Annotated in this window: 7 protein-coding genes; all 7 read right to left on the reverse strand. The window is 74.9% G+C overall.

All coding sequences use genetic code 11. The features are described 5' to 3' along the window. Positions 1-144 precede the first annotated feature (144 nt). Positions 145-3,687 (reverse strand): dTMP kinase, encoded by a 3,543-nt coding sequence (gene tmk / locus ABZ449_RS19625; RefSeq protein WP_360347253.1) that lies wholly within the window; start codon positions 3,685-3,687, stop codon positions 145-147. A 157-nt stretch (positions 3,688-3,844) separates the two neighbouring features. Continuing rightward, complete coding sequence (gene topA / locus ABZ449_RS19630; protein WP_360347255.1) at positions 3,845-6,745, reverse strand: type I DNA topoisomerase; 2,901 nt, start codon at positions 6,743-6,745, stop codon at positions 3,845-3,847. 362 nt (positions 6,746-7,107) lie between these two features. Then, positions 7,108-7,566: a DUF3592 domain-containing protein gene (locus ABZ449_RS19635; RefSeq protein WP_360347257.1), complete on the reverse strand. Its 459-nt coding sequence runs from the start codon at positions 7,564-7,566 to the stop codon at positions 7,108-7,110. A gap of 322 nt (positions 7,567-7,888) precedes the next feature. Continuing rightward, positions 7,889-9,421 (reverse strand): methyltransferase, encoded by a 1,533-nt coding sequence (locus ABZ449_RS19640; protein WP_360347259.1) that lies wholly within the window; start codon positions 9,419-9,421, stop codon positions 7,889-7,891. Between the two features lie 473 nt (positions 9,422-9,894). Continuing rightward, complete coding sequence (locus tag ABZ449_RS19645; RefSeq protein WP_360347261.1) at positions 9,895-10,695, reverse strand: hypothetical protein; 801 nt, start codon at positions 10,693-10,695, stop codon at positions 9,895-9,897. A gap of 211 nt (positions 10,696-10,906) precedes the next feature. Beyond that, positions 10,907-11,326, reverse strand: coding sequence for an ATP-binding protein (locus tag ABZ449_RS19650; RefSeq protein ID WP_360347263.1), 420 nt, complete (start codon positions 11,324-11,326; stop codon positions 10,907-10,909). 160 nt (positions 11,327-11,486) lie between these two features. Next, positions 11,487-11,828 carry an anti-sigma factor antagonist BldG gene (gene bldG, locus ABZ449_RS19655; RefSeq protein WP_030240921.1) on the reverse strand — a complete coding sequence of 114 codons (342 nt, stop codon included), beginning with the start codon at positions 11,826-11,828 and terminating at the stop codon, positions 11,487-11,489. Positions 11,829-11,929: the final 101 nt, after the last annotated feature.

The following is an 11,929-nucleotide window of genomic DNA, read 5'->3' on the forward strand; positions in this document are numbered from 1 at the left end:
CCCGACGACCCACGACCCACGGCCCACGGCCCACGGCCCGGCGGTCCGCTGCCCCACGGCCCACGGCCCGACGGAACGCTCCCCGACGGAACGCGACGGCGCCGCCGGGGACCCGCCCCGACGGCGCCGCCCACGCGTGTCCGGTCAGCCCCGGCGTCCCCAGCGGCGGCCCTTGCCCTTGTCGTCGCCCTTGTCCTGTGCGTCCCCGCGGCCGTCGGGCCGCTCCGCGCCGCCCTGCGGGCCACCGCCCGGAGCGTCCTGGCCCGGACCGCCGCGCTCCCAGCGCGCCCACTCGTCGTGCGAGCCGAGCAGGGTGTCGGTGAGGCTCGGCAGGTCGTCCAGCGGCGTCTCCTCGGCCCACTCCGGCCGCGGCCGCTCGCCGCCCGACTGGGGCTGAGGCTGAGCCTGGGACGGCGTCCGCGGCTCGGCAGCCTGCTCCCCGCCGACCACCGGCAGCTCGCGGGTGCTGTCCACCGGCTCCGCGCGCCGCGCCCCCTGCGCCGGCCGGCCTTCCGTACGGCCCTCCGGCCGGCCCTCGGCACGGCCCGGCTCGATCCGCGGCAGCACCTCGGTCCGGTCGGCCTCCGCCGGGACCCTCGGCAGCACGGCCGTCTCGTCCACCGCCGAGGCCGGCACCACCGGCAGCTTGGCGGTCTCGTCCACCGCACCGGCGGCCTCGGCGGCCTTCCGCGCCTCCGCAGCCTTCCGTGCCTCGGCGGCCTCCGCCGCCCGGACGGCCGCCTGCCGGTCCCGCGGTGACAGCTCGCGCGTCGCCTCGTCCCCGAGCCCGCCCGACGGAGCCTGCGCCGACGACCGAGCCCCGTCCTGCGCGGCACCCTTCGGGACGTCCCGGACCGCCCGCAGCTCCGTGGTCGTCTCCGCAGCCGACTCCCCGGCCACCGAACCCGGCCCCGAAGCCGTACCCGCGTCCGACGCCGACGCCGTACCGCTACCCGAACCCGGCCGCCCCTCGGCCCGCCCCGCCGCGGACTCCGCCGCCGCAGCCGCGGCCGCGAGCGCGGCGGCCTGCGCCAGCCGTGCCTCCTCGGCCCGCTGGAGCGCCTCCTCCGCCCGGCGGCGCTGCTCCTCGCGGGCCAGGTCGCGCTGCCGCTGGAGCTCGGCCTGGGCGGCCGCCTCGTCGGCGATCCGCTTGCGCTCGGCGGCCTCGGCCGCCAGCCGGGCCTCCTCGGCCGCGCGGCGCTCGGCCTCCTCCTCGGCGCGGCGCCTGGCTTCCTCCTCCGCCCGGCGGCGCGCTTCCTCCTCGGCCTTGCGCCGGGCCTCGGCGGCGGCCCGCTCGGCCTCCTCCTTGGCCAGCCGCTCCTTCTCCGCCTGCTCGGCCCGCAGCTGCGCCAGCACCTCCTGCCGCTTGCGCTCGGCGGCCTCCTCCTCGGCCTTCTTGCGGGCCTCCTCGGCGGCGCGGCGCTCGGCCTCCTCCTTGGCCAGCCGCTCCCGCTCGGCGCGGGCGGCCTTCTCCTGCTCGGAGAGCGGCAGCTCGCGGTCGAGCCGGTGCCGGATGGCGGTGGTGACGAAGTCGGGGGCCTGGCTGCCGTCCACGACCAGGTAGCGCGCCGGGTCGGCGGCGGCGAGGGCGAGGAAGCCGGCCCGGACCCGCAGGTGGAACTCGGTGGGCTCGGACTCCAGCCGGTCCAGCGCCTCGGTGAAGCGCTCGCGGGCCTTGGTCGGGTCGACGTCCAGGACGACGGTCAGGTCGGGCAGCAGCCCGCCGGTGGCCCAGCGGGAGATCCGGGCGACCTCGGTCGCGGCCAGGTCGCGCCCGGCCCCCTGGTAGGCGATGGAGGAGTCCATGTACCGGTCGGTGATCACCACGGCGCCGCGGGCGAGGGCCGGCCGGATGACGTTCTCGACGTGCTCGGCGCGGTCGGCGGCGTAGATCAGGGCCTCGGCGCGGTGCGACAGGCCGGTGTTGCCGACGTCCAGGACGAGGCCTCGCAGCCGCTGGCCGACCGGGCTGCCGCCGGGCTCGCGGGTGAGCACGACCTCGTGCCCCTTGCCGCGGATCCACTCGGCGAGCGCCTGGGCCTGGGTGGACTTGCCGGCGCCGTCGCCGCCCTCCAGGGCGATGAAGAAGCCGGTGCCCGCGCCCCGGTGCGGCACCGGTCCGCCCGGGCCGCGCACCGAGTCCACCAGGTCCCGGACGAACGGCGCGGTGCCGCGCCGGTCGTCGGTGCGCACCAGCACGACCGCGGCGAGCACCAGCGTGAGCAGCCCGGAGGTGGCGACGGCCAGGGCCGCGCCGCCGTGGATGAAGGTGAAGGAGCCGGGCTCGACGGTGCCGTACTCGACGTCCCCGTAGGCGGCGGCGATCAGCGGGACGACGACCAGCGCGGCGGCGACCACGGCCCGGAGCACCGCGAACAGGTGCTCGGTGACCTTCGGCAGCCGGGCCTCCTCGACCTCCTGGGCGAGCAGGGTGCGACCGGCCGAGACCACGATCCCGGCGGCCAGGCCGGCCAGCACGGTGAGCAGCAGGACCAGCACGAAGTCCAGCACCAGCCCGGCCAGGATCAGTGCGACGCCCTGGATGAGCAGCGCCAGCGCGAGCAGTCGGCGGCGGGTGAGCGAGGGCAGCGTGGCCCGGGTGAGCCGGGCACCCAGGGCGGGCGTTCCGGCGGCGGCGAGCACCAGCAGGCCGTAGCCGATCGGCCCGGCGCGGTGCTCGGCGGCGGTGAGCAGCGCGAGCGCGGCGACGCCCGCCATCGCGGCGTAGCCGGCCGCGACGGCGAAGGTGAAGTAGGGGGCGCTGCCGGTGCGGCCCTTGCCCAGCGCGGGGCCGGGGGCCGCGTCGGTCGGCGCGCGCAGGCCCTGGAACGGCGAGACGGGGGCGACGGAGACCGGGCCGCCGGGCAGCTGCTGGAGGTGGTCGCGGACGGCCGAGGCGGCGAACAGCCCGGCCGCGCCGAGCGCCGCGAAGGTGAGCTGGTGGGCACGCAGCCAGTCGGAGCCGAGGGCCGCGCCGATGTTGTTGAGCAGGGTGAAGGCCACCAGGCCGAGCGCGCCGAGCGGCACGGTGACCCAGCCGGTGAAGCGGTCGATGCTCCGGACGCTCTCCAGGTTGGCCGCGGCCGGACGCTGCTCGGCGGCCGGTGCGTGCGGGTTGGCCGGCGGCAGCAGGCCGGGAACGGCGGCGGCCTTGGCGATGCCCCGGACCCGCTCGGCGGCACCGGTCACGAACACGGTGGCGAGCAGGACGTAGGTGGCGGCGCCGGAGGGCTCGGCGGCGGAGCCCAGCCAGACGCTCCACCAGGGGGCGAGGCCGATCAGCAGGGCGCGCAGCGCGTCGGCGCCGAACAGCGTCCAGCGCCGGTCCAGCCGGCCCGCGACCAGCCGGTGCACCGGGCCGAGCAGCGCGACGCCGACCAGTCCGGTGGCCAGCACCCGGACGGCGAGGACCGCGGCGAGGGCGAAGGCGAGGCTGCGCGGCAGGCTGCCGAACTGGCCGCCCTGGGCGGCGGCGATCACGGTGAGCGCGAGCAGCACCAGCAGACCGAGCCGGTCGGCGGTGCCGCCGATCAGCTGGGTGGTCCACAGGCGCCGGTAGGCACGTGTCCGCAGCAGCGCCCGGGCCCGGTCCGCCGGAGTCCCGGCGGGCGCGACCTCGGGCAGGTCGGACCCCCCGGCTCTGGCGGCCGGGGCGGCGCTGGGGGTGGGCTGCTCCTCGCTCGTCATACGGTCAGCGTAGCGGGCGGGGCCTGGCCGGAACGGAGCGAACGGGCTTCCGGATCGCCCTCATCACCGGGTTGTGACGTACTCCGCACAGACCTGGCGCGCCCCGGGCCCGCACCCCCGGGATCGGGGGCACGGGCCCGGCCGCGGTGACCTGGGATCAGCCCTCGTCGGGGGCCGGGGCCTTGTCGGCCGCCGTCCCGCTCGCGGCGGTCCCGCTCGTGGCGGTCTTCTTGGCCGCCGTCTTCTTCGCCGCCGCCGTCTTGGTGGTGGTGGTCTTCTTCGCGGCGGTCTTCTTCGCGGCCGCGGTCTTGGTCGCCGCCGTCTTGGCCGTGGTCGTCTTCTTGGCCGCGGCCTTCTTCGCCGGGGCCTTCTTCGCCGCCTTCTTCACCGGTCCGCGCGCCCGCTTCTCGGCGAGCAGCTCGTACGCGCGCTCCGGCGTGATGGTCTCGACGTCGTCGTCCTTGCGGAGCGTGGCGTTGGTCTCGCCGTCGGTCACGTACGGGCCGAAGCGGCCGTCCTTGACCACCACCGGGCGCTCGCTGACCGGGTCGTTGCCCAGCTCCTTGAGCGGCGGGGCGGCGGCCGCCCGGCCGCGCTGCTTGGGCTGGGCGTAGATCGCCAGCGCCTCGTCGAGGGTGATCGTGAAGAGCTGGTCCTCGCTGGTGAGCGAACGGGAGTCGGTGCCGCGCTTGAGGTACGGGCCGTAGCGGCCGTTCTGCGCGGTGATCTCCGCGCCCTCGGCGTCGGTGCCGACGACCCGCGGCAGCGAGAGCAGCCGCAGCGCGTCCTCGAGCGTGACGGTGTCCAGCGACATCGTCTTGAACAGCGAGGCGGTGCGCGGCTTGACCGCGTTCTTGCCGGTCTTCGGCGTGCCCTCGGGCAGGATCTCGGTCACGTACGGGCCGTAGCGGCCGTCCTTGGCGACCAGCATGTTGCCGCTGACCGGGTCCGGGCCGAGCTCGAAGTCGCCGCTGGGCTTGGCCAGCAGCTCCTCGGCCAGCTCGACGGTGAGCTCGTCCGGCGGCAGCTCGTCCGGGATGTCGGCACGCTGGCCCGGCTCGCCCTCGACGGCCGAGGCGCGCTCGACGTACGGGCCGTAGCGGCCGACCCGCAGGGTGATGTCGTCGCTGACCCTGAACGAGCTGATCTCCCGGGCGTCGATCGCGCCGAGGTCGGTGACCAGCTCCTTCAGGCCGCCCAGGTGGTCGCCGTCGCCGTTGCCGGCCTCGGCGGCGCCGCCCGCGGCATGGCCCTCGCCCTCACCGAAGTAGAAGCGCTTCAGCCACGGCACGGACTGCGCCTCACCGGCGGCGATCCGGTCGAGGTCGTCCTCCATCTTGGCGGTGAAGTCGTAGTCGACCAGTCGGCCGAAGTGCTTCTCCAGCAGGTTGACCACGGCGAAGGAGAGGAAGGACGGGACGAGCGCCGTCCCCTTCTTGAAGACGTACCGGCGCTGGATGATCGTGTCGATGATCGACGCGTAGGTGGAGGGGCGGCCGATCTCCCGGTCCTCCAGCTCCTTGACCAGCGAGGCCTCGGTGTAGCGGGCCGGCGGCTTGGTGGCGTGGCCCTCCGGGGTGATCCGCTCGGCGCCCAGCGGGTCGCCCTGGGAGACCTGCGGCAGCCGGCGCTCGCGGTCGTCGAGCTCCGCGTTCGGGTCGTCGGCGCCCTCGACGTAGGCCTTGAGGAAGCCGTGGAAGGTGATGATCTTGCCGGAGGCGGAGAACTCGACGTCCCGGCCGTCGGCGGAGGTGCCGCCGGCCCGGACGGTGACGGACTGGCCGACCGCGTCCTTCATCTGGGAGGCGACGGTGCGCATCCAGATCAGCTCGTACAGCTTGAAGTCGTCACCGGTCAGACCGGTCTCGGCCGGGGTGCGGAAGCGGTCGCCGGACGGGCGGACGGCCTCGTGCGCCTCCTGCGCGTTCTTGACCTTGCTGGCGTAGGTGCGCGGGGCGGCCGGCAGGTAGTCGGCGCCGTACAGCTGGGTGACCTGCGCCCGGGCGGCGGTGACCGCGGTGTCCGACAGCGTGGTGGAGTCGGTACGCATATAGGTGATGAAGCCGTTCTCGTACAGCTTCTGGGCCACCTGCATGGTCCGCTTGGCGCCGAAGCCCAGCTTGCGGCTGGCCTCCTGCTGGAGCGTGGTGGTGCGGAACGGCGCGTACGGCGAGCGGCGGTACGGCTTGGACTCGACGCTGCGGACGGCGAACGCCGTCTGCTCCAGCGCGGCGGCCAGCTGACGGGCCGCCTGCTCGTCCAGGTGCAGCGTGTTCACGCTGGCGGCCTTCAGCCGGCCGTCCTGGCCGAAGTCGCGGCCGCTGGCGATCCGCTTGCCGTCGACGGCGGCCAGCCGGGCCCCGAAGGTCTCGGGGTTGGCGGCGTCGACCGGGGTGCGGCCGGTGCCGAAGGTGCCGACCAGGTCCCAGTACGAGGCGGCGCGGAAGGCCATCCGCTCGCGCTCGCGCTCGACCACCAGCCGGGTGGCGACGGACTGCACGCGGCCCGCCGAGAGCTTCGGCATGACCTTCTTCCACAGCACCGGCGAGACCTCGAAGCCGTACAGCCGGTCGAGGATGCGGCGGGTCTCCTGGGCGTCGACCAGGCGCTGGTTGAGCTCGCGCGGGTTGGCCACGGCCTCCTGGATCGCCGACTTGGTGATCTCGTGGAACACCATGCGGTGCACCGGCACCTTGGGCTTGAGCACCTGCTGGAGGTGCCACGCGATGGCCTCGCCCTCGCGGTCCTCATCGGTGGCGAGGAAGAGCTCGTCGGACTCCGCGAGCAGCGACTTCAACTTGCTGACCTGGGACTTCTTGTCCGCGTTGACCACGTAGATGGGCGCGAAGTCGTGATCGACGTCCACCCCGAGGCGGCGCACCTCGCCGGTGTACTTGTCCGGCACCTCGGCCGCGGTGCTCGGGAGGTCGCGGATGTGCCCGACGCTCGCCTCGACGATGTAGCCGGGGCCCAGGTAGCCCTTGATCGTCTTCGCCTTGGCCGGCGACTCGACAATGACGAGTCGCTGTCCGTGCGCGGTCTCGCTGCTCGGGGACACCTTCGCTCTTCTCTCCCGGTCCTTATGTGGCTGGTCGGCGCCGGCAGCACGGGCTGCGCTCCGCCCGACCCCTCCACCGTCCCGGGGATGCCGCGGCACGACACCCCCACCAGCGGAGTGTGACCGTACCCCGGCCACCCTTGTCAAACGGACGGATCCCGCTTTTTCACTTGCCGGGCTCACCGACGCCACTCGAACGGTAACCCGATCCCGGAGGTTCGCGCCCCGTGGAGGGGGGCCTTCGGCAGGTTCCGGAGGATGGAATGACGGATTTCAAGATCTGTCAACAGAAAATCGACGGGCGGGCGCGGGGAGGGGCGACATTCCGCCGGGTACGCGGGGATGTCCGAATGGTGCGCGGCTCAGCCGCCGGCCACGGTCAGGAGCCCGGCGCCCGCCGCCAGGCAGCCCACGCCCAGGACGCTCCACAACAGGTCCAGGACGACCGCCCGTCCGACCTCCCCGGCCGCCAGCACCACCCGGCTCGGGCGCTGCGGGTCGTAACAGATCCGCACCGGGGCACCGGGCGCGAAACGGTCCGGACGGCGCAGTGGGGTGTGCCCGCGCGGGCGGGCGATCACGAGCCCGGCGAACCCGTACGCGTCGGGGCCGCCGACCGAGGGCGGAACCGAGAAGGAGAGCAGCGGGGCACTGTCCAGTCGGCCGAGCACGTCGTCCTCGGCCACCACGGTGGCCACCGCCGCCGTCCCTTGGCGGCGCACCCGCAGGCGCAGGCTCACTTCGGCGGCGCACCAGAGCAGCAGCACGCCACCGAAGAGGGCGAGCACCGACCCGCCCACCATCGCCGTCGTCGTGTCCACTCCTGGCCCCCGGCTCCCCAGCTCTGTCCACAGCCTGTGGACAGAGCTTCACAGCGGAGAGCCAACGGGAGACGGCCGCCCGGCGGCGGCCGGACGAACCAGGGGGTACGGGCCGGTGAACCGGCCCGATCACGGCGGGTGCGGTCACGGCGGGTGCACGGCCACAACGGGTGCGCGGGCACGCCGGGGCGGGCCACCTCGCCGGGCCGGGCGCACGGCGAAGCGGCCCACCCCCGACGAGGCCGGTCCCGTCCGGCCGGGTCTCGGCGGCCCGTGTCCCTGCGGACCGCGTCTCAGCGGACCGCCCTCAGCGGCGCGCGCCTCAGCGGACCGGGTCGATGAACCCCTGCTCGGTCAGCAGGCGCAGCGACTCCGGCACCCGGTCCCGCAGGACTACCCGGTCCTCGCCGAGCAGCTGCGCGATGGCATCCACGATCTCGCCCGCCGACAGCGTCCCGTCGCAGACCCCGACGAAGCCGGCACCCACGGTGTCCACCTTGGTGGCCCGCCGCATGCCCCGGTTGTGACGCAGGATCACGTGCTCCGGGTCCTCCGCGCCCGGCGCGCCGACCTGCTCCTGGACCACCTCGTCGGCCAGCACGTAGCGGGCCGCGAGCAGGCCGGCGTCGTCGTGCGAGCGGAGGAAGTCCTGCCGGTCGAACCAGGCCTCGATGTGCGGGCCCAGCGGCTGCTCCACCGGGTGCGGCCACTCCTCCACCCGGACGGTCGGACGCTCGGCGCCGCTCGCCCGCAGGGTGATCCAACCCATCCCGATGCCCTCGACCCGGCCCGCCTCGAAGGCGTCCATCCACTCGCCGTACCGGGCCTGGTAGTCGCCGCCGGGGCCTCGGTGGTCGCCGCCGTCGCGCAGCCACAACTCGGCGTACTGGGCCACGTCCTGGACCTCGCGCTGGACGATCCAGGCGTCCAGGCCGGTGCCCGCGACCCAACCGGCCAGCCGCTCCTGCCAGTCCTCGCCCTTGACGTGCTGCCAGTTGGCGAGCAACTGGCAGTAGCCGCCGGGCTCCAGGTGGTCGGCGGCCGAGCGGACCAGGCTGCGGCACAGGTCGTCGCCGGCCATGCCGCCGTCGCGGTAGGTGAACCGGCCGGCCGGTGAGATGACGAACGGCGGGTTGGAGACGATCAGGTCGAACTTCCGCTCCCCGACCGGCTCGAAGAGGCTTCCGGTGGACACCTCGGTGTTGTCGAAACCCGACAGCGCCAGGGTCAGCTCGGTGAAGCGCAGCGCGCGCGGGTTGAGGTCGGTGGCGGTGACGGTCCCGGCGTGGCGGGCCGCGTGCAGCGCCTGGACGCCGGAGCCCGAGCCGAGGTCCAGCGCGGCCCGGACGGGGCGGCGCACGGTGATGTTGGCCAGCGTGGTGGAGGCACCGCCGACGCCCAGCACCAGGTCCTTGCGGGCCACCCCGTGCGCGGTCTCACCGGAGCCGATGCCACCCGCACCGCCCACCGCGCAGCCCAGGTCGGAGACCACCCAGGCGTCCGAACTGGGCATCCCGGCCACCTCGTTGGCGTACGGCCGGACGTCGACGGTGGCCCGCACCAGATCGCCGTCCGGGCGCAGCCAGCCGTCCGCCAGGCAGTCCTCCACCGGCAGCGCGGCGGCAGCCGCCCGGTACGGGACCGGCTGCTGGAGCAGGAACAGCCGCACCAGCGTCTCCAGCGGGCTGCCACCGCGGGTCGCCCGCAGTGCCGGGACCGCCTCGCTGCGGGCCAACGCCGAATAGCCGGTGGGCCCGAGCAGGTCCAGGCACCCGTCGGCGGTGAACGAGGCGGCGAGCAGCGCCTCGCGGAACTTGGCGAGGCGGGTCTGGTCGAGAACGGGGCTACTGATCACCCCGCCATTGTCCCCCGCCGCCCGCCCCGCGGCCGCCGCTGCGCCCCGCGGCCATCGGACGGAAGCCCGCACCACCGCGCGCGCCCCCGGAAGCCGCCGCGCGCCGCCCCACCGGGAACGCCGAGTCGTCCGACCGCCCTCCGCAGGCGTCGGTCGTGGCAGCGACTCGGACAGCGGCGTTCCCCCGAAGGCATGCGGGCTCACGCGCCGGTCCCGGCGACGGGCGCGCTGTCGGATCATCCGGCGCGCCCGGGCTCACGGCGCGCCCGGGCTCAGCCCGCGCTGGGGACGGCGGCGCGTGAGGACGTCGGCTCTGACAGCGGCGCTCCCCCGGCCCCGCGTGCGGGCCCCCGCGCCGGTCCTGGTGACTGACGGGTCGCCCGTCACCGGCCCGGGTCAGGGCCGGTGACGGAACCAGCAACCCGGCCCGATGTCCGGGCCGGGGTACCTCGAATCGTCCGGTCCGCCCGGGCTCAGCTCGCGCTGGGGGCGGGGTTCGCCGGGGTGCTGGCCGGGGCGGTGGTCGCGCCGGCGGCGGCCGGGCTCGCGCCGTCGGTCGCGCCGGGTGCAGGGGTGGTGGCCGGGGCACCAGGGGTGTCGGTGGCGCCGGGGGCGGGGGTCGTGCCCGTACCGCCCGGAGCCGGGGTGCCGCTCGCGCCGGCACCCGCACCACCCGTCGCACCGCTGGTCGGGGCGGTGGTCGGGGACGGCTTGCAGCCCTCCTGCTTGGCCATCGCCGCACCGAGCTCGCCGCGCTGGAGCTTGCTCTGCGCCTGGGTGGAGAGCGAGGCCAGCTGCTGCACCTGGTCGGCCACGCTGCGCAGCCCGTCGGCGAACTTGGCCTGATCGGTGTTGGGCAGCGCGTCCAGCTTCTTCTGGACCTCGACGTAGCCGTCGGCCGCCTTCTTCAGCTCGTCGACGGTGTCCTTCTGGAGGGCCGCACCGTCCTGCACCTTGGGCGCGCCGGCCCCGTCGATGGCGGCGGCTATGTCCTGGTTGGTCTTGGCCAGTCGCCCGATGTCCGTGGAGAGCCGCTTCTGGAGGTCGGCGGGGGCTTCGCCGGTCTTCACCTGGCCGGTGTCGGCGAGCGCGGCCTGCGCCTGGGTGATCGGGTCCTTGGCGGCACCGCAGACGTTCGACGCCCAGGAATCCAGCTGCTTGCTGTTGTCGTCGCCGCCACAGCCGACGGCACCGAACGCGAGCAGCACGCCGAGGGCGGGTACGGCCAGCAGTCGCTTGTTCACCGGGAAGAGCCTTTCGGTTTCGGTCGTCATCGGTCGTCGAACCTACACGGCCGATGCCCGCTCCCCGGTTCCCGGTTCCCCGCCCCTGCTCCCCACCGCGTGCCCGCTACGCCTCACCGCGTGCCCGCCGGCCGCCGGCCCGCGTCTCACGCCTACGCTCTTCGCCGTACGGAGGCGCTGCCGGTCCGCCGGACGACCATGCCCGGCCCTCGGGTGCGTGCGGCAGCGCGGAAGCGGCCTCTCAGACCGCGACGGAGGCGACCGAGACCGGCCAGCTCATCCGGATCAGGCCACCGTCCGTACCGTTGGTGACCTCGAGGTCCTCGACCAGGCCGGTGATCACGGCGAGGCCCAGCGTGTCCTCGTCCGGCTCGACTCCCTCGTCGGCACCGGAGGCCGGGACGGCGGCGGGGCCGGCCTCGTCCTCGACCTCGATGAGGAAACGCTTCTCCTGATCGGTCAGCGCGACTCGGACGGTGCCGCCGATGCCGCCGCGCTGGTGCAGCCCGACCGCGCGGGAACACGCCTCGCCGACCGCGAGCCGGACCTCGTCGAGCACCGACTCGTCGACCCCGGCCCGTCTGGCGACGGCCGCGGCGACCAACCGGGCCGTCCGCACATGCTCGGGAAGCGCGCTGAATCGAAGTTCGACGGTTGCCATCTCTCCCCCTCGGGGTGCTCCGACCGGGGCCGGAGGTCCGGCCCCTGCGGGCCGGCGGAACCGGCCCAGGGGCGCCCGGGGACGCACCGGGCCGCACGGGGCCCGGGCGCCCGGACGCGAGGAAACGAGCGGGCCGACCGCACGGGCCGGCCCGGTCGCGTCAGTCGGTCGCGCTGACCGCGTCGTCCACCGAGGTGTGGATCGGGAAGACCTTGGTCAGGCCGGTGATGCGGAAGATCTTCAGGATGCGCTCCTGGTTGCAGACGAGGCGCAGCGAGCCCTCGTGAGCGCGCACCCGCTTCAGACCGCCCACCAGCACACCGAGGCCGGTCGAGTCGAGGAAGTCAACGCCCTCCATGTCGACGACGAGGTGGTACTTGCCGTCGTTGACGAGCTCGACCAGCTGCTCCCGCAGCTTCGGGGCGGTGTACACATCGATCTCGCCGCCAACCTCGACGACCGTACGATCGCCGACTGAACGGGTCGACAGGGACAGGTCCACGGAACCTCCAGCACCTTGCCTTGCTACGTCATGTGCGATCCTCGGCCGGACGGCCGCCACCGCATGGTCGCGAGCCCGGGCGCGCCCAGCCAACGCGTGGC

The sequence above is a fragment of the Kitasatospora sp. NPDC005856 genome (assembly GCF_040629945.1).
Classification (GTDB): Bacteria; Actinomycetota; Actinomycetes; order Streptomycetales; family Streptomycetaceae; genus Kitasatospora.